General features: G+C 30.0%; 20 protein-coding genes. 16 read left to right on the top strand and 4 right to left on the bottom strand.

Annotation, left to right across the window (positions count from 1 at the left end; genetic code table 11):
* Positions 1-95: 95 nt before the first annotated feature.
* The 16 genes from RBU61_RS12565 (at position 96) to RBU61_RS12490 (ending at position 16,063) form a co-directional block, all read left to right on the top strand.
* Positions 96-698: a hypothetical protein gene (locus RBU61_RS12565; RefSeq protein WP_308875785.1), complete on the top strand. Its 603-nt coding sequence runs from the start codon at positions 96-98 to the stop codon at positions 696-698.
* A 1-nt stretch (position 699) separates the two neighbouring features.
* Positions 700-1,959, top strand: coding sequence for an NAD(P)H-hydrate dehydratase (locus RBU61_RS12560; RefSeq protein ID WP_308875784.1), 1,260 nt, complete (start codon positions 700-702; stop codon positions 1,957-1,959).
* Positions 1,960-1,973: 14 nt separating this feature from the next.
* Entirely contained in the window at positions 1,974-2,576 is a 603-nt protein-coding gene (locus RBU61_RS12555) for a hypothetical protein (RefSeq protein ID WP_308875783.1), read from the top strand.
* A 27-nt stretch (positions 2,577-2,603) separates the two neighbouring features.
* Entirely contained in the window at positions 2,604-3,776 is a 1,173-nt protein-coding gene (alr, locus tag RBU61_RS12550) for an alanine racemase (protein ID WP_308875782.1), read from the top strand.
* Positions 3,777-4,115: 339 nt separating this feature from the next.
* Entirely contained in the window at positions 4,116-4,397 is a 282-nt protein-coding gene (locus RBU61_RS12545; RefSeq protein WP_308875781.1) for a CopG family transcriptional regulator, read from the top strand.
* Complete coding sequence (locus RBU61_RS12540) at positions 4,394-4,744, top strand: type II toxin-antitoxin system PemK/MazF family toxin (RefSeq protein WP_308875780.1); 351 nt, start codon at positions 4,394-4,396, stop codon at positions 4,742-4,744. Before RBU61_RS12545 ends, RBU61_RS12540 begins: the two co-directional genes overlap by 4 nt.
* Positions 4,745-4,867: 123 nt before the next feature.
* Entirely contained in the window at positions 4,868-5,335 is a 468-nt protein-coding gene (locus RBU61_RS12535) for a hypothetical protein (protein WP_308875779.1), read from the top strand.
* A gap of 11 nt (positions 5,336-5,346) precedes the next feature.
* Positions 5,347-6,414, top strand: coding sequence for a GNAT family N-acetyltransferase (locus RBU61_RS12530; protein ID WP_308875778.1), 1,068 nt, complete (start codon positions 5,347-5,349; stop codon positions 6,412-6,414).
* An 11-nt stretch (positions 6,415-6,425) separates the two neighbouring features.
* Complete coding sequence (locus RBU61_RS12525; RefSeq protein ID WP_308875777.1) at positions 6,426-7,373, top strand: PIG-L family deacetylase; 948 nt, start codon at positions 6,426-6,428, stop codon at positions 7,371-7,373.
* Between the two features lies 1 nt (position 7,374).
* Complete coding sequence (gene csaB / locus RBU61_RS12520) at positions 7,375-9,594, top strand: polysaccharide pyruvyl transferase CsaB (RefSeq protein ID WP_308875776.1); 2,220 nt, start codon at positions 7,375-7,377, stop codon at positions 9,592-9,594.
* Positions 9,595-9,598: 4 nt separating this feature from the next.
* On the top strand, positions 9,599-10,354 hold the full coding sequence (locus tag RBU61_RS12515; RefSeq protein ID WP_308875775.1) for a WecB/TagA/CpsF family glycosyltransferase: 756 nt from the start codon (positions 9,599-9,601) through the stop codon (positions 10,352-10,354).
* A gap of 13 nt (positions 10,355-10,367) precedes the next feature.
* Positions 10,368-11,225: a YitT family protein gene (locus tag RBU61_RS12510; RefSeq protein WP_308875774.1), complete on the top strand. Its 858-nt coding sequence runs from the start codon at positions 10,368-10,370 to the stop codon at positions 11,223-11,225.
* A gap of 14 nt (positions 11,226-11,239) precedes the next feature.
* Positions 11,240-12,049 carry a transketolase gene (locus tag RBU61_RS12505; RefSeq protein ID WP_308875773.1) on the top strand — a complete coding sequence of 270 codons (810 nt, stop codon included), beginning with the start codon at positions 11,240-11,242 and terminating at the stop codon, positions 12,047-12,049.
* Positions 12,049-12,969, top strand: coding sequence for a transketolase family protein (locus tag RBU61_RS12500; RefSeq protein WP_308875772.1), 921 nt, complete (start codon positions 12,049-12,051; stop codon positions 12,967-12,969). The genes RBU61_RS12505 and RBU61_RS12500 overlap by 1 nt, the downstream gene beginning before the upstream one ends.
* A 107-nt stretch (positions 12,970-13,076) precedes the next feature.
* A complete protein-coding gene (locus RBU61_RS12495; protein WP_308875771.1) occupies positions 13,077-13,514 on the top strand; it encodes a protease complex subunit PrcB family protein in 438 nt (145 codons plus the stop codon).
* Positions 13,515-13,672: 158 nt separating this feature from the next.
* Positions 13,673-16,063 (top strand): ATP-binding protein, encoded by a 2,391-nt coding sequence (locus tag RBU61_RS12490; protein WP_308875770.1) that lies wholly within the window; start codon positions 13,673-13,675, stop codon positions 16,061-16,063.
* Positions 16,064-16,084: 21 nt separating this feature from the next.
* Here RBU61_RS12490 and RBU61_RS12485 read toward each other — a convergent pair whose 3' ends face one another.
* The 4 genes from RBU61_RS12485 to RBU61_RS12470 are packed head-to-tail and all read right to left on the bottom strand — an operon-like array spanning position 16,085 to position 19,793.
* Positions 16,085-17,635 (bottom strand): O-antigen ligase family protein, encoded by a 1,551-nt coding sequence (locus RBU61_RS12485; protein ID WP_308875769.1) that lies wholly within the window; start codon positions 17,633-17,635, stop codon positions 16,085-16,087.
* 19 nt (positions 17,636-17,654) lie between these two features.
* On the bottom strand, positions 17,655-18,149 hold the full coding sequence (locus RBU61_RS12480) for a DUF4330 family protein (protein WP_308875768.1): 495 nt from the start codon (positions 18,147-18,149) through the stop codon (positions 17,655-17,657).
* A 12-nt stretch (positions 18,150-18,161) separates the two neighbouring features.
* The gene (locus RBU61_RS12475) at positions 18,162-18,653 is read right to left on the bottom strand and encodes a DUF4330 domain-containing protein (protein ID WP_308875767.1); all 492 of its coding nucleotides are present in this window, start codon (positions 18,651-18,653) and stop codon (positions 18,162-18,164) included.
* Positions 18,654-18,689: 36 nt separating this feature from the next.
* Positions 18,690-19,793 carry a glycosyltransferase gene (locus RBU61_RS12470; RefSeq protein ID WP_308875766.1) on the bottom strand — a complete coding sequence of 368 codons (1,104 nt, stop codon included), beginning with the start codon at positions 19,791-19,793 and terminating at the stop codon, positions 18,690-18,692.
* Positions 19,794-19,941: the final 148 nt, after the last annotated feature.

Genomic DNA, 19,941 nt, shown 5'->3' with positions numbered 1-19,941 from the left:
CCTCTAGCTTATTTTTTCTATATTTTAAGAAATAAAAATTATATTGTTTGAAAAATTTTGAAAAAATTAGTAAAATTGTATATGGGAGTGATAAAATGTTTAATAGAAGTATTAATTTAGATAAAGACATATTACTTAAAAATAAAATACCATTATTACATAGTGAGCCTAATTGGATTAAACTATTTGGAAGCGTAGATGATAAAAAAATTGGAAATGCTAGGGAAGAACTTATGGAACTAGTGGCTAAAGAAAGGGAATTGGAAATACAAAGTAGAGAACTACAAAGACAGAAACTAAAATCTATGAAAATGATTCTTGGTATATCTGATTCCATAAATAATGAAAGTAAAGTAGAAAATATAGGGCTTCTAGATGAATATAAGGAACAAGTTTTAGAAGTAAATGATGCCCTGGATGAAGTAGCCTTTATGTTAGAAACTATTCCGAAGGAAATAAGAGAAAGCAATTTAAAACTACTTAATGCTACTATACAATATAGCTATGATGAGCTGAAGATTAAGGAAAAATTTGTAAAAGAAGCTAATGACGAAATAGAAGTCTTGAGAGAAAGATTAAAGGGATTAATAGATAAAAAACATGATTATGAAGAGTGGATAAATGAGACTTATACCTTTTTACATGGACTCTTAGGCTCTGAAGAAATAGATAAAATTGATAAAGAGAGATTTAAATAATATGAGAGATAGAGACAAATTATTTACAGGTGCAGATATTGTAAATATAAATAGAATAAATAAAATATTAATAGAGAAAAAAGATTCCTTTTATAATAAAATATTTACAGAAAATGAAAAAAAGTATATTTCTAAAGGCGGAGATAAAGCTACAACAATAGGTGGTATATTTGCTGCTAAGGAAGCTGCAAGTAAAGCCCTAGGCACTGGCATATCTACTGTAGGATGGAAAGATATAGAAATATTACATGATGAGAGAGGTAAGCCCTATATAAATTTAGTTGGAAATGGGAAGTTAAGAATGGATGAACTAGGAATAGATAATATGGGTTTATCCATTTCCCATGAGGAAGAATATGCCATAGCCTTTGTAGTGGCATATTCACATTATCCTAATATAAATATAGATGATTCCATTAAAAGATTATTGCCTAAAAGAAAAAAGGAAAGTCATAAAGGAACCTATGGAAAAGTAGGTATAATAGCAGGAAGTAAAGGAATGACAGGAGCTGCCTACTTAGCATCACAGTCTGCCCTTAGGACAGGGTCTGGACTTGTATATACAATTATACCCCAAGCTATAGAAACTATAATGAGTATAAAATTGACAGAGGCAATAATAAAACCAGTTAGAGACAATAATGGATATTTATCTAAAGATTCACTAGATGATATCTTAAATGAAATAGAAGAAATGGATGCAATAGCTATTGGACCGGGAATTGGAGTAGATAAGGAGAAAATGCATATAATCGAGAAAATCTTAAAGACTTATCCTAATCCTATAGTGATTGATGCAGACGGAATAAATTCCATCTCATTTGACTTAAATATTCTCAATAATCACATAAGTCCAATTATTATTACACCTCACCCTAAGGAATTAGCCAGACTACTAAGTAAAAGTACAAGGGAGGTTCAAGAAAATAGAATTTATTATTCTAAATATATATCTAGCAAATATAATATAATAGTAGTTCTTAAAGGATTCAATACAATTGTTGCATTGCCTACAGGTGATATATATATCAATGAAACTGGAAACCCAGGAATGGCTACAGCAGGATCTGGGGATATACTTACAGGAATTATAGCTTCTTTCATCGGGCAAGGAATAAAACCAGAGGATGCAGCAAAATTAGGTGTATTTTGCCATGGGTTAGCTGGAGACTTAGCAAGTTATGAGAAAGGTGAATATGGAGTCATGGCTACAGATATTTTGGAAAGTATTCCCTATAGTATTAAAAAAATCTTAGGGTAAAGGTTGGTGTAATATTGAAAAGGTTTTTTGTATTTATATTACTTATTATGATCTTACTTACAGGATGCAATTTTAACAATAGTAAAGATGCATCCAATAAAGATAAAAAGTTATTATCAAAGATAGAAAAAACCTATGAAGACTATATTGGATATAAATGTAGGACTAATATAAAAATCATTTCCGGCGATGCTATATCAGAATATACAATTGAAGAAACCTATAATAAATCTAACGACTATAGATTAGAGATTTTAAGCCCTGAGGAAAGCGAAGGTATAGTAATATTAAATACTGATGGTAAGATTTTTGTAGAGCATCCATCTATTAATCAATCCATATCACTAACAGCAATAAAATCTTTAAATAATCAAATACTTGTGGGAGATTTTTTAAAAAACTTAGGAAATATAATAAATATATCTGGAGAAGAAATAGATGGAAAGGAGCATATAGTTTTTGAACTCAATATAGATGAAAAAAATAGATATAGGGATTTAGTTAAGATTTGGGTAAGAAAGAAGGATTTTGTTCCTTATAAATTAAATGTATTAGATCACAATGGTTTGCTACAGATGGAAATTACTTATGAAGATTTTAAATTTATTAAAAACTAATGAGTATTATATAAGGGGGACTATGAAATGTATACCTTAGATGAAGTAAGACCAGTGTGGGCAGAGATTAATCTAGATAATTTAGCCCATAATATCATGGAAGTGCGAAAACACATAAAGGAAGATGCATTAGTCACTGCTGTAGTAAAAGCAAATGCTTATGGACACGGGTCTATAGATATGGCAAGAACATTATTGGATAATGGTGTTGATAGGCTGGCTGTTGCTATTTTAGGAGAAGCCATAGAATTACGAAAAGCGAATATAGAAGATACTATTTTAATATTAGGTTATATACCACCTAATCAACATGAAGATGTATTAAAATATGATTTAATATCAACCATATATAATTATGAAGATGCTGAGAAACTATCTAATAAAGCAGTAGAATTAGGAAAGAGAGCTATTATTCACATTAAGATTGATACTGGGATGAGTAGAATAGGATTTGTAGCTAATGAAGAAACAATAGAAGATATACTAAAAATATCAAAACTTCCCAATATATATATTGAAGGCATATTTACTCATTTTGCAAAGGCTGATGAATTAGATAAGTCCCATGCAAAGGATCAATTTCAAAAATATATGGGGTTTATAGATAAATTAGAAAATAGAGGACTAAATATAGAAATAAAACATATATCCAATAGTGCAGGAATTATCGATTTAAGAGATTATAATTTAAATATGGTAAGAGCTGGAATAATGATATATGGTCTTTATCCTTCAAATGAAGTAAATAAGAAAGAGATAAAGTTGAAGCCAGTTATGGCCTTAAAGGCTAAGATATCTCATTTGAAGACTGTACCTAAAGGAACTGGCATAAGCTATGGTCATATATTTATTACAGAAAAAGAATCAAAAATTGCAACTATACCTATTGGATATGCAGATGGATTTACTAGATTATTAACTGATAAGGCAGAGGTTTATATAAAGGGAAAAAGGGCAAAAATAGTAGGTAAGATATGTATGGATCAATGTATGGCAGATGTAACCCATATAGAAAATATAGAGCTAGGGGATGAGGTAGTTATATTTGGATATGAGGATGGACACCCTCATGTTGATGAGCTAGCGTCAAAAATTGGCACAATAAATTATGAGATTGTCTGTATGGTTAGTAGAAGAGTTCCTAGAATATATATATCAGATGGAAATATTATTAAAATAAAGGATTATTTACTGGAATAAAGTTTCAGATGAGTAAGTAATGATTAGGTTGACATATATAATATAATAAATATATAATGAGCTTAGGCTATTTTAAATTTTTATAACGAATAGGAAAGTTTTACTTTTTTATGTTTTATAAATAATAAACTTTCCGTCAATGAGTTTCGACAAAAGCTATATTTAATGCTTTGATAGAAGCTTTTGTTATAACGAATAGGAAGGTTCTACTTTTTCCTTTTTAAAATCTTTGAACTTTCCGTCAATGAGTTTCAACAAAAGTTACATTAGCGCTTCAATAGAAGCTTTTGTTATATTTATATTGTAATTATAAAATCTGTATTATGGGGGTGGACTTATATGGCTGAGACTAGAAGGATTATGATTAGCTTACCTAATAGCCTCCTTGAGGAAGTTGATGTTATGGTACCTGTGGAGTACAAGAATAGGTCTGATTTTGTAATAGAAGCTATGAGATTATATATTAACGAAAAAAAAAGAATGGAAGTTGCCGAAAAGATGAAAGAAGGTTATAGGGAAATGAGTCAAATAAATTTAACTCTTGCAGAAATAGGGCTAGAGCAAGATATCCTTGATTTAGTAATATATGAAGCAAGATTGATGGGGCGTGAGGTTTTATGATAGTTAAAAGAGGGGATATATACTATGCAGATTTAAGCCCTGTTATTGGGTCTGAACAGGGGGGAGTAAGACCAGTACTTGTTATTCAAAATGATATTGGAAACAAATATAGTCCTACAATTATTATTGCTGCTATTACATCACAGATAAACAAGGCAAAGTTGCCAACACATGTAGAAATTAATGCTCCAGAATATGGATTACCGAAGGACTCTGTAGTCCTTCTGGAGCAAATAAGAACCATAGATAAGAAACGGTTACGAGAAAGAATAGGGAGATTTAATGAAGAAATGATGATCAATGTGGATCAGTGCCTAAAAATAAGCTTAGGGTTAGTAGAACTATAAAATACATACATATTTAAAATAAGCATTGAAAATGCTTATTTTTTTATTGTTTTTGTAGTATAATAGGAAACAGTGAATGGTGAATACTGAAAAGTTATTTACTAATAAAAGGAGGTACGTAAGATGAGTAGATTTAAAAGATTATGCATTGGAGTCGGTTCAGTGATTATTCTTTTAGGGGCTACAGTAGTATTTTCAGAGCCGGGGTCTGAAAATGATCCATTAGTTAGTCTTAGCTATGTAGAAAAGAAAATAGAGCAACTAAAATATTATGTAGATGAAAAAATAGGAAATAATAATGAAAATACAGCTGCAAATTCTTGGAAAGCAGTGGAGGTAGCAAAAGGGCAATCCTTAATATGTAAAGAGGGTACAGAAATAATTTTAAGATCTGGAGAAGCCAGGGCAATTGCCATAATAAGTAATGGTATAGAAAATGGGCTTACTGATATAACTTTCGGCAAGGATTTAAAAATGGAAGAAGATATTAAACCAAATCATTTGATAATAGTGCCTAGAGATGATGGCAGAGGTGCTAAAGCTATAAGAAATAGTTTTTTCCTAGTGAAGGGAAATTATGAAATTAGATAGGAAGTGGATTTATGGTTGATATAAGGGAATATAAGAATGGCGACGAAAAGGAAATAATCCAATTATTTAATAAAGTCTTTAATTCCAATAGAAAGGAAGAACATTGGAACTGGCAGTTTATGGAGAATTCTGCTGGGAAATCTGTAATAGTAGTGGCGGAGGATGATTCAAAAATAGTAGGACAATGTACTCTTTTACCTACTACAATGGTAGTTAAGGGAGAAGAAGTATTAGCAGGACAATCAATAGACACCATGATAAGTGAAGACTTTAGAGGTAAAGGCATACATGGAGAATTAGCTAATAAATCCTATGAAATAGGTGTGGAAAATAATATCCAATTTAGATTTGGATTTCCTTCCCAAATGGCTCTAAGAGGATTACTAGGTGGAATTGGTGGTTCTCTTGTAACGGAGATACCTCTTTTCACAAATTATTATAGGTTAGATAATATTTTATTAAATGTTGTAAAGATAAAATTTCTAGCCAAAATATTATCCATACCTTTACATGGTTTAATTAAATTTATATACAAGGAACAAAAAATAAAGATAAAAGAAAAGTATATATTTAAAGAAATAGAAGAATTTGATGAAGAATTTGATGAACTATGGGATAAGGTTAAAGCAGATAGCCCCATAATGACTAAAAGAGATAGTAAGTTTTTAAATTGGAGAATAAAGAATCATCCAGATATAGATTACAAAACTTTTGGTGCTTATTTAGATAATGAATTAGTAGGTTATATAATTACTAAAACTGAGAAAAGAAACATAAGAAATAATCCTAATATAAGACTTGGCAGTATGGTAGACATAATGGGAATCAATGAAGATGTAATAGCTGCCTTATATTTTAAAGTAAAGGAATATTTCAAAAGTCAAAATACAGATTTAGTAGTAACATGGGCATCTGAATCTATGCAATATAGAGGGTTACTAGCGAGGTTAGGATTTGCCAAGACGAGAAGTACTATACCTTTTGTTGTGAAAAACCTTGTTGAAAATAAAGAGCTAGAGGAAACAATTGCAGATGAAAGAAATTGGTATATAATGCCTATAGAATCAGATTTTTATTAGGAAGTGATTATATGATAAGAAGATTAATTAAAATGACACTTAAATATCCTATTATTTTCATAAACCGTATATATCTATGGTTTTATTTCAAAACAAGAAAGATCAATGAAAAATATGAGGAAATAGCCCCTAAGGGAAATGAAAAAATTTTAGTACTATCCCCCCATGTGGACGATGAAACTATAGGCTTAGGTGGAACCATTATTAAATATCACAATTCAGGAAGTAAAATGTCTTTAGTATATTTAACCGATGGAAGTGGCAGTACTAGCCATAAATCCAAGGAAGAGACAGCAAAAGAAAGAATGGAAGAAGGATATAAGATTAAAGAAAGCTATGGATTTCATAGTGTATACTTTCTAGAAAAGGTAGATGGTACACTGGATTCTAAGGACAAAAAGCTGATTGGAGAAATCATAGAAATTTTAGATAAAGAGAAGCCAGATATTATCTTTAGTCCTTTTCTAATTGATGGAAATATAGATCATGTAGAAACTACAAAGTCCTTAGAAAAGGCTTTATCAATATGGAACAAAGAATTTGAAAATATATATCTATATGGAGTAAATAGTTTAATTCACCCTAAAATCATTAACAAAGTCAGCTTCTTAGATAAAAACGCTTATATGGAAAAACTTGATAGATTTAATATATTTCAATCTCAGTGGGCAATGGGATTTAGCGTTTTTAACTTATTAGATAGAAGGAAAGCATTAATGTATGGAAAAGGTTATGCTGTTGAGAACTTTGTAGGTATAGATTACACCATATTAAATGTAATAATAGATAAACTAGAAAAAGAAAAATTTAATCCACAGATATTTAAGCAAATAAGTAGTGAATTTACTTTGATTTATGCATTTATAAAATCAAGAAAAGAAAAGAAAATTTATAGTAAATCAGTGAAAAAAATAATAGAAAACAAACAGTTAGGAGGTAGCTCCTACGGAGCATATTAAAATGAAAGTACTTCATCTAATAAGCGGAGGAGATACAGGTGGGGCTAAGACTCACATAATCTCTTTAATGAAAGCCATAAATAAATTAATAGATGCTAAGATTGTATGCTTTATTGAAGATACATTCTATCATGATGCCAAAGATTCAGGTATCCCCATAGAAGTATTTAAGCAAAAGGCTAGATTCGATATGTCAGTAGTTAATAGACTGGCGGAAGAAGTGGAAAAACAAGATTATGATATTATCCATTGTCATGGTGCAAGGGCAAATTTTATTGGTATGTTTTTAAAGCTAAAGGTAAATAAGCCATTTATTACAACAATCCATAGTGATTATGAATTGGATTTTAAGGATAATTTTTATAAGAAAATTATATTTACTAGATTAAATAAATTCTCTCTTAAAAGATTTAAAAACTTTATTGCAATCTCCGATACATTTAAGGATATGTTAGTTGAAAGAGGCTTTAAGGAAGATAGAATATTTACTGCATATAATGGTATAGATTTAGACACCGATATGGAATATTTATCTAAAGAAGAATTTTTCAAGAAATATGGCGTCGAGTATAACGGAGAAACAGTAGTAGGTATTGCAGCAAGGTTAGATTTAGTAAAAGATCATGAAACTTTTATTAGGGCGGCTGCAAATGTATTGAAGAAGAGAAAAGATATAATTTTTCTAATTGCAGGAGATGGAAATGAAAGAGAAAGATTAATGTCATTGGCTAAAGAACTACAAATAGATAAAAACTTGTATTTTCTAGGATATATAAAAGACCCACATTCTTTTTTTAATGCCATAGATATAAATACTCTAACTTCAGTTAGTGAATCCTTTCCCTATGCAATATTAGAGGGAGCTAGACTCAAAAAAACCATAATATCTACTAATGTGGGAGGAGTAAGCAAGTTAATAGAAGATGGAGAAAATGGATATTTAGTCCAGGTTGGAGATATAGAAGCCTTAGCCAATAGAATAATTACTCTGGCTGAAGATAAAGAAAAAATTAAGATTATGGGTGAAAAACTATTTAATAAAGTAAGGGAAAAATATTCATCAGATGCTATGGCAAAGGAGCATCTAAAAATTTATGGGAAGATATTAGATAATAAGGGAGCAAATAATTCAATTCTCATATCAGGGTACTATGGATTTGATAATAGTGGTGATGATGCAATATTAAAAGCCATAGTTAAAGATATTAAAGATCATAATGAAGAAATAGATATAAAGGTACTTTCTAAAAGTCCCATAAAGACTGAAAATGCATATAATGTAAAGGCAGTTAATAGATTTGAATTTAAACAAGTATATAAGGCTATGAAGAGTTCAAAGCTATTTATTTCAGGTGGTGGATCTTTATTGCAGGATATAACCAGTACTAGATCTTTACTATATTATTTAGCAACAATAAAATTGGCAAGATTATTTAATAAGCCAGTGATGGTATATGCCAATGGAATAGGGCCTATTGAAAAGAAATTAAATAGATTTTTAACTAGAAGAATATTAAATGGAGTTAATTTAATTACTCTTAGGGATAAAGATTCTGAACAATTTATTAAAAACTTAGGAGTAAAGAATAAAAATATAATGGTAACAGCAGACCCAGTATTTACTTTGGAGCCAGCTCCAAAATCTAAAATTGAGGAGATATTTGAGAAAGAAAATATACCTAAAGATAAAAAGTTTATAGGGATTTCCATTAGAAAATGGAAAAATACTGAAAATCTAGTCAATATTATGGCGGAGGCCATAAGTTATATGATAGATAAGTATGATGTAAATATAGTTCTAATACCAATGCATTATCCTGAGGATTTAGATATAAGTCTTGAGATAAACAGTATGGTAAATAAAGAAGGCTCCTATGTAATAAAGGAGAGATATGGTGTAGAGGAAATAATGGGAATAATAAAGGAACTAGAAATCATTGTTGCCATGAGACTCCATTCTTTGATTTATGCAGCTACTCAAGAAATTCCAATGGTGGGACTATCCTATGATCCAAAGGTTGATGGGATTCTACGTTCTCTAAAGATGGACTATATATGCAATATTGAAACCCTAGAATATAATGATTTAGTAGATAAAATAGATTATGTATGGAATAACAGAACACAATTAAAGGGCCATTTAAAAGAACAACATAGGGAATTAGAAGAAAAAGCCTTATCTAATGTGAAAATGGCATTAGATTTAATGGAAAGCAGGTGATAGAGTGGATATTTTAGAGATATTTGGAGTAAAGATACATAATACGACTTTAGATGAGGCAACAAAACAAGTAGAGGCTTATCTTAAGAAAGATGAATTAAAGGTTATTTATACTCCTAACACAGAAATTGTAATGGCTGCAAAGGACGATGAAGGACTTAAGGATTTAATTAATAGAGGAAGTTTAATAATACCAGATGGAATAGGGCTGATATATGGCTCAAGAATTAAAAAAAAGCCATTACAAGAAAGAGTGACTGGATTTGATTTATCTATGAATCTACTTAAAATAGCTGATGAAAACTCCTATAGTATTTATCTTCTTGGAGGAAAAGAGGGAACCGCTAAAATAGCAGGAGAAAACATAAAGAGGGATTATCCTAATATTAGAATAGCAGGATATCATCATGGGTACTTTAAGGGTAGTCATATGGGATATGAAAACCATGAAGATGAACTAGAAATTATAAATCAGATTAATTTATTAGACCCAGATATAATCTTTGTAGGCTTAGGATTTCCAAAGCAGGAAATTTGGATAGATGCTAATAAAGACAGGATTAGGGGGAAAGTAATTATAGGAAATGGTGGTGTAATGGATATATTAGCAGGAAATTCTAAAAGAGCACCTGAAATATACCAGAAACTAGGACTTGAATGGTTCTATAGACTAATTAAAGAACCATCAAGAATAAAAAGACAAATGGTTTTACCTCAATTTATGTTAAAAGTATTATTTTCCAAAGACATTATAAAATAGGAAGGAGAATTTTATGGAAAATGGTCATAAATGGTACAAAGCGTTATTTTCCTATGTTTTAATAGCTATAGGAGTATTTTTAATGGCAATATCCTTAGTATATTTTCTTGCACCAAATACAATAGCTCCAGGAGGAGTTACAGGCTTTGCCGTAGTTTTAGAGAAGACAGTTGGAATTCCCATATACATTACAAACTTAGCTGTAAATATTCCATTATTTCTTTTAGGTGCAAAGGCATTAGGAAAAAGTACAGCCTTAAAAACATTATATGCAACATTTTTATTATCCCTTTTTATAAAAGTTTTACAACCTATGATTTTAACTCATGACCTTTTATTATCAGCAATATTTGGGGGAGTATTAATGGGCATAGGATTAGGTGTTGTCTTTAAATTTGGGGGAACTACTGGTGGAACAGATTTGGCAGGCTCTATTTTAAATAAAAAGTTCCCAAATTTAAGCACGGCTACGTTTATGACCATAATTGATTTCTGCGTAGTTATATTTGCAGGTGTTGTTGAGAAAAACATAGAAATATCCCTATATTCAGTTATAGCTATGTTTGTTATAATGAAGGTAATAGATATGATTTTAGAAGGAATCGGATATCTAAAAGGATTTTATATTGTAACAACTAAAGCAGAAGAAGTAAGTCAAAGGCTTATGGTAGAAATAGAGAGAGGAGTTACAGCTCTTAAAGGAAAGGGTATGTACACAAAAGAAGATAAGGATGTTTTATTATGTGTAGTTAATAGAGCTCAATTTACTAAAGTAAAAGAAATAGTAAAAGAAGTAGATCCATTTGCATTTATTATGGTATCTGAAATGTCTGAGGTACTAGGTGAAGGATTTACAGAGGAAAAGAAATAATAGGAGGTAGGAAAATGGAATTAAAGGAAATAGCTCGAAAAATAAGAGTTGATATTATCGAAATGTTAGAAGCATCACAATCAGGACATCCAGGAGGATCTTTATCAGCAGTTGAGATATTAACAGCACTATACTTTAAAGAAATGAATATAGATCCAGCTAATCCAAAATCGGAGGATAGAGATAGATTTGTACTTTCAAAGGGGCATGGGACACCAGTTTTATATGGTACCTTAGCAGAAAGAGGATTTTTTCCTAAGGAAGAATTAAAGAGCTTTAGAAAACTAGGTTCTATGTTGCAGGGACACCCTGATATGAAAGAGATACCAGGTGTTGATATGACTACTGGATCCTTGGGACAAGGTCTAGCTGCTGCAAATGGCATGGCTTTAGCAGGTAAATTAAATAATAAGGATTATAGAGTATATGCAGTAATAGGAGATGGAGAATGTCAAGAGGGTCTAATATGGGAGGCTGCAATGCTTTCAGCTCATTATAAACTAGACAATATTACAGTATTTTTAGATTATAACGGACTTCAAATAGATGGACCTAATAAAGAGATAATGAATATAGATCCAATAGATGAAAAATTTAAAGCTTTTGGATGGAATGTACTAACTATAGATGGCCATTCCATAGATGAAATAATTAGATCAATTGGAGAGGCAAAGGAAACTAAAGATAAACCAACAATAATAATAGCTAAGACTTCTAAGGGAAAAGGCATATCCTTTATGGAAAATCAAGTAGGTTGGCATGGAAAGGCACCATCAGCAGAAGAAGCTCAAAAAGCCTTAGAAGAATTGGGAGGTGCTAAATAATGATAGCAACAAGAGACGCTTATGGAGAAGCTTTAAAAGAGTTAGGTAAGATAAATGAAAATATTGTAGTATTAGATGCAGACCTTTCTGGTTCTACTAAAACATCAGTATTTGCAAAATCATATCCTGAGAGATTTTTTAATGTAGGTATAGCAGAACAAAACTTAATAGGTACAGCAGCTGGACTTGCTGCAGCAGGAAAGATTCCATTTGCAAGTACTTTTGCTATGTTTGCTACAGGTCGTGCATTCGAAGTCATAAGAAACTCCGTATGTTATCCAAACTTAAATGTAAAAATAGCTGCAACTCATGCAGGGCTAACAGTAGGAGAAGATGGTGCAACTCATCAGGCCTTAGAAGATATTAGCTTAATGAGATCCTTACCTAATATGGTGGTTTTAAGTCCAGCAGACGGCATAGAAGCAAAACAATGTATATATGAGGCGGCTAAACATAATGGACCAGTATATATAAGACTTGGTAGGGCAAAAACTCCAGTAATATTTGATGAAAATTATAAATTTGAAATAGGTAAAGGTGTAGAATTAAAAGAAGGAACAGATATAACTATTATAGCCACAGGAGTTATGGTGGAAAGAGCCTTGACTGCTTCAGAAAAGCTTTTAGAAGAAGGCATAAAGGCAAGAGTTATAAATATGTCTACTATAAAACCTATAGACAAAGATATTATAATAAAAGCTGCTAAAGAGACCAAAGGTATAGTCACAGTTGAAGAACATAGTATAATAGGTGGCCTAGGTAGTGCAGTGGCAGAAGTAGTAGTTGAAAACCATCTAACTCCTGTAGTTAGAATTGGTACTATGGATACTTTTGGTGAATCAGGAGATGGATTTAAGCTACTTGATAAATATGGACTTAATGTAGAAAATATAATCAATAAAGCAAAAGAATTATTATAAAATATTCATAGGAGAGCTTATTCTCCTATGAATATTTTTTAATTACACATAATCCAGTCGATTTAGGAATATTAATGATATAAGATTAATTACTTGGAGGGATTGGAGTGAAAAGAAATCAGATTATAGCTTTAGCAATTATTTTGATTATTGGGGCTTTATTTATACCTAAGATGTTGAAAAGAAATGAAGGAGACATAAAATTTAAGGTAGTAAGTGAAGAGGAGATTCCAGAAAAGATTTCTGAAATGTTGCCAAAATATTTAATGGAAGAGAGAGCCTTAACCTGTAAATATGGAGATGAAATCTATGTAGTAGTAACTAGGGGAGAAAAGAATTCAAAGGGATACCTAGTAGAAATAGATCAGATAATTAAAGAAAAGTATTCTAAGGAAGTATTCGATATAGTAGTATATGCAAAGTTTACTGATCCAGATCCAAATGAAATAGTAAATCAAGAATATGATTATCCATATACAGTAGTCAAAACCAATTTGAAAAATATGCCGGAGGAAGTTCATTTAGATATAGAATATAATAATTAAAGCGAGTATATACTCGCTTTAATTATTTTTTGAATAGGATATTTATTATAGGTAGGTTTTATTATTTCAAGGTTTTTGTAAACAATTTTTATATTTAGAATACATTGAATTAGGAAATAATGTATAATTAAAATAGTTATCTACGGAGGTGAATCATAATGTTAGAAAGATATATAGTACCAATTGAGAAATTGAGAAACCAATGTGATCCAAATATATTTCCATATGAAACTACAGAAGAATGTGTAGAATCTAGAGAACTTATTGGGCAGGATAGGGCTATGGAGGCTATTAGATATGGTATTTCCATGAAAAGAAAAGGATACAATATTTATGTATCAGGATTTACAGGTACAGGACGAAACTCTTATTCTTATTTGGTTGCAAAGGAATTTGCAAAGGGAAGGCCCATACCTAAGGATTGGTGTTATGTTTATAATTTTAAAAAATCCAATAGCCCAAAGGCGATAAGTCTAGAACCAGGTGAAGGAATAAATTTTAAACAAGAGGTAGAATCTGCAATCAAGAATATAGATATTGAAATACCTAAGGCGTTAAATTCGAAAATTTATGAAGATAGTAAAAATGCAGTATTTAATGAGAATAAAAAATTAGCTGAAGCAATACTCCAAGAATTAAATAATTTTGCTAAAAAATATAATTTTGTATTTAGACAAACAGAAAAAGGAATACTTAGTATACCTTTAATTGGAAATAGGCCTATGACAGATGAGGAACTAGATAAACTATCAGATGAAGAAATAGAGATTTTAGGCAATACATCTATAGAATTAACACAACAATCCTATGATTATATAAAGGGAATAAAGGCTGTTGAAACAAAACTTAAAAATGAAATAAAAAGATTAAAGGAAGAGCAAGTTACATTGGTGGTTACTACATTTATAGGGCCAATCCAAGTTAAATATAGAGAAAATCCTAGTATAGTAAAGTTCCTTTTAGAAATAAAAGGGGATATAGTAAAGAATTATGAAATGTTTTTAGATAATGAAGAAGAAGATTATATGGAAAAGATACTTTTCCAAGGAAATAAAAAGGAAGAATTTCTGAAAAGATATTATATAAATCTATTCATAGATAATAGTCAAAATAAAGGAGCTCCTGTAATTAGGGAGATGAATCCAAATTATTATAATTTATTTGGTAAAATAGAATATGCAAACGAAATGGGCGTTGCAAAAACAGACCATACTAGAATTAAGCCAGGTTCCATGCACGAAGCAAATGGTGGATATATAATAATTCAAGCAAAAGATATTTTACAAAACAAATTTTCATGGGATGGGTTGAAAAGAGCATTGACTACTGAAAAACTGAAAATAGAAAATGTCCTTGGGTTTGATATAGCATCAGAAACATTAAACCCTGAGCCAATACCTTTAGATATAAAGATAATAATTGTGGGAGACTACTTAACATATCATATATTATACTCCTATGATGAAGAATTTAAGAAATTATTTAGGATAAAGGCAGATTTCGACACTGAAATGGAAAGAACAGATGAAAATATTATAAAGATTGGTTCCTTTGTAGCTTACCAATGTAAAGAGGAAAGTCTATTGCCATTCCATAGAGAAGCCCTAGGGGCTATTATAGATATAAGCAGTAGAATAGCAGATGAGAAAAGCAAGCTAACTGCTGGATTTAATGAATTAGTAGAAATAATATACGAGGCAGATGGATGGGCTAGAAGTGATCTGAAAACCATAGTTGGTAAAGCAGATGTAGGAAAAGCAATTCTAAAGAAACAATATAGAAATAATTCTTATGAAGAAAGGATTTTGGAATTAATTAATAATGGTACTATTTTAATAGATATAGAAGGAGAAAAAGTAGGGGAAATAAATGGATTATCAGTTATTGATCTAGGTCAATATTCCTTTGGTAGACCGACTAAAATAACAGCTAATACTTACTATGGTAAAGATGGAATAATAAACATTGAAAAGGAAGCAGAGCAAAGTGGAAATATCCATGATAAGGGAGTATTAATTATGAGTGGATATTTAGGTGAGAGATATGCCAGAAATATTCAATTATCTATGACTGCCAGTATAACCTTTGAACAATCCTATGATGGTGTAGATGGAGATAGTGCTTCAAGTACAGAACTATATGCAATATTATCGAGTTTAGGTGATATTCCGATAAAACAAGGAATAGCAGTAACAGGCTCTGTAAATCAAAAAGGAATAATCCAACCTATAGGTGGAGTAAATGAGAAAATAGAGGGCTTTTATAATGTATGTAAATTAAAGGGACTAAAAGGTGGAGAAGGTGTAATAATTCCAAGGATAAATGTAGAAAATTTAATGCTAAATGAAGAAATAATAAATGCAGTAAAAGAAGATAAGTTTACCATATATGCTGTAAATACCATAGATGAAGGAATAGAAATATTAACTGGTATAAAAGCAGGAGAATTAAATGAAGATGGAGAATATGAGGATAATACTGTAAATTATTATGTGCAAGAAAAGCTAATCTATTATTCCACGTTAAGTCAAGATTTTGAAGAGGAATAGAGAAAACCTGACAAAGTAATATTATTTTGTCAGGTTTTCATTTTGATACTCTTTATTTAATAATTTTAGTCCACAAAGGCATATTCCAACCACTATCCAAAATAAGAATAGAATTCTATTATAAAACCATACATGATCAGCAAGTCCCATAACCATTAATCCACCTATTGCAGATATACAAGCTATTAATATATTATTAATAGAATCATCTTTCTTACTAAATATTAATACCATAGATTTCTTAACTAGTCGGAATATGAATAATACAAATGCTCCTATTGCTAAGATTCCAGCTTCTAACCAAAGTTGTAAATAAAGATTGTGAGTATGGGCTACAGTTTTTAGTGCAAAGGATTTATATCTTTTATATATAGTATTAAATACTTGATTTCCTAGACCTACACCAGTCAGCCAATAATTTCTTAACATAGGCATAGCAGGCTCTAAGATTTGTTTTCTATATTGTAAGGATGAATCATTTGGATTAAATATAGTGAGTATTCTTTTATAAATAGATTGAGGCAATATTGGAATAGAAAGCACTCCAATTAAAATCATAAAAGGTAGCAGTTTTCTATTTTTAAAGAATACAAATATAAACATTGCAACTGCAAAGGATACCCAAGCAGATCTAGATCCTGTTTTCAAAAGTATTACAACAATGGGTAGAGATATACAAATGATAAATATTTTTTTCCACCAAGATTTTGAATTGAAAAAAACAGTACCTAAAAATGGCATTGTAAGGACTAATAATTCTCCATATATATTAGGATTTCCCATAGTTGAAAATACTCTGCCAGACATACTTTGGTTAACAGTTATATCAGTTAAAGAAGGATTAACTTCTATACCAACTACTTTCCATTGCCATATGCCATATAGCACAGTAAGAAAAGTTCCCATAAGGATTAATTCAATAAGTCTATTTAATTTAGCTGTTGAATCAATAGAACTAACAATTATAATTACTGTAATAAATGAAATTACATAATATATAAAATAGTTAATGCTTTCCTTAGGAAATAGAGATGTAACAGTTGCCAAAGCTATTGTAGCAAAAAATAGAACTAAGCTAAAGTCCAGGTGAAAAACATCTATAGATTTAGTAGGTTCAATTATAGTTTTTATAATAAATAGTCCCAGAAGAATTAATGTAAATAATACACCATAAGCATTATACCATCTATGATCTGGTATTATAAATGTAGAGATTAAAGTTAATCCTATGACTATTTCAAATCTACTTACTAAAAATTTGATAAATTTAAATATATAACTATAAGAAAATACTTCTTCATACTTTAAATAAATTTTCCTAAAGAAGATAATTGGTCCATTTAAACATTTATCTAGAACTCTATAGATAAAACTATTTCGCCAAATAGTATCTAAATAATCAGGTCTTTTTAAGTAGTTCCAAATCTTACTATAGGATAGATAATATTCAATTTTCTTAACAAAGGATCTAGAGAGTCCATATATTAAGGAATTTTTAAATTTATTTTTTATAAATACTAACAACTTATATATATATCCAATAATTAAGCTGTTATTTATAAGGTATTCCATTTTTATCACCTTCCAATGGCTATTCAACTTTTTTAATTTCAGCTATTCTTCCATTTTGTAACATTGAGTTACCTGCATATATAGTAAGGGTTTGACCTATATAATAAATAGATTTATCAATAGTCACACCATTTTTACCTATGATTCCGTCAGCTTCCATAGTTATATACAGTGAAGCATAGCCTTCCTTAGTAGAGGGTACATAATTTCCATCTACATCTCTAGACCAAGATATGGACTGATCTACAACTGTATCTGAAACTTTACCAAAATTAGCATTTTGAATTGATTCTCTTACAGAATCACCAATTTCTATTGAAGTTGCAGCTGATTCAGGCACTTCTTCAACAAAATAAGAGATTTGAATCTTATCTGATTTAGCCACAAATGGAGTACTTACCTGTGCCTTTTTGAATTTACGACCTACTGCAGCAATTCCAATTACAAGAACTAATATAATAATCCCATCTATAATGGTGAATTTTCTTTTTGGTTTTAAATTATTTTTACTCATGAAAACTACCTCCTATATTTTATCTGCACTATAAATTTTACCATAGAACACTGAATTACCAGCTCTTAGGGTAATGGTTTGTCCAATATAATAAGTAGAACCACCAAGGTTTATTCCATTAGAACCTAAAGTACCATAAGCTTCCATACTTATATATATAGATGAATATCCTTCTCTTGAAGCAGAAAATTGCTTACCTTCTACAGTTGAATCCCAAGATACAGATTCGCCTATCTTAATATCTGTAACATTACCAAAACTAGCATTTTGCAAGGCTTCAGAAGCAGGGTCTCCTATATGAACATTATCTGAGGAAAAATTATTTACTTCCTCTTGATAAAACACAATTTCAACTTTATTGTTATTTACAATACTTCCTTGATTACTAGATATAAATCCAAGTTTAAATAATACTAAAGCACCAAGAAATAGCCCTATTAGTACAAATACAATGTCTATAATACTAATCTTTCCAAAGATTCTTCCCTTATTGTCAATTATCATATCTTGTCTCCTTTCATTTGTTATTTGGATTTAGACTTAACTATATAGATTATAAGTTTCTTCCATAGTATTATCAAGATTAAAGTTCTCACTTAAAAATTTCAATCCATTCTTACTATATATTTCTATTAAATTTTTATTAAGTAAAAACTTCAACATGGATTCTACTAATTTATCTTTACTTCCATAGGGAATTAATATACCAAAATCACAATTTGGAGTTATGATTTCCCTTGAACCACCACCATCTGTAGATATAACAGGAAGTCCAGAAGCTAAAGCTTCTAATATAGAGATACCAAAAGCTTCAGATTTAGAATGAGATATAAATAAATCACAGGCTCTTAAAATATGATTTATATCATTTCTATGACCAGTAAATATTATATCACTATCAATATCTAAAGTCTGAGCCAGTTCCCTAGTTTTATTTAATAAATTTCCATCGCCTACAAGAATAAACTTAAATTTCAAATCAGAAATTCCTTTAGATTCCATGATTTGCTTCATGACAGCAATAGAATTTATTAAGAATTCATGACCTTTTTCTTCAGAAAATCTTGCAACTGAGGCTATAAGAATTTCATCTTTATCTATATTAAATTCATTTCTAAATTCCAGTTTTTTTTCACTAGACCAACTATCTAAGTCTATACCAGTGTAAATCAGTTTAATTTTATTAGGCGAAAGACCTTCATCTATAAGAAGTTCTTCTACAGCTTTACTTACAGCTATAACCTTATAATTGAATTTTGTCATAAATCTATTGGAATATGCAACTGATTTACTGTTTTTTATAAGCATATGTCGAGTATTAATAAGTTTTACATTATTTCCTAAGATTTTAGAAATAATACTTATATAATTTTCTCTTAAAAAATGAGTATGAATTACATCAATAGACTTATCAGCACATATTTTTTTTAGCTGTTTAGCAGCTTTAAAATCATAGGGACTATTCATAGACAATTGAATGGTTTCTATACCTAACTCTTTAAATAGATTTAGACTAGGACCTTCTTCTGAATAGACTAAAAAGAACTTACACTGATTATTATGCAATTTTTTTGCTAAGGAATAGATATAATTTTCTGTACCGCCACCTCCTGTAATATTAATTAAATGTAGAACATTTATCATCTTCTCAATCCTTCCATGAAATATAAATAATTATTTATATAATATTATAGCATTTGATATGGCTTTTTAAAATGAAGATATTGAAAAGAACTATAAAAATTAATGTTTTTATGATAAACTTTAAATTGTATAAAATTAAACAAAATAA

This window comes from Tissierella sp. MB52-C2 (assembly GCF_030931715.1).
Classification (GTDB): domain Bacteria; phylum Bacillota; class Clostridia; order Tissierellales; family Tissierellaceae; genus Tissierella.
This window is presented reverse-complemented; position numbering and strand designations above follow the sequence as displayed.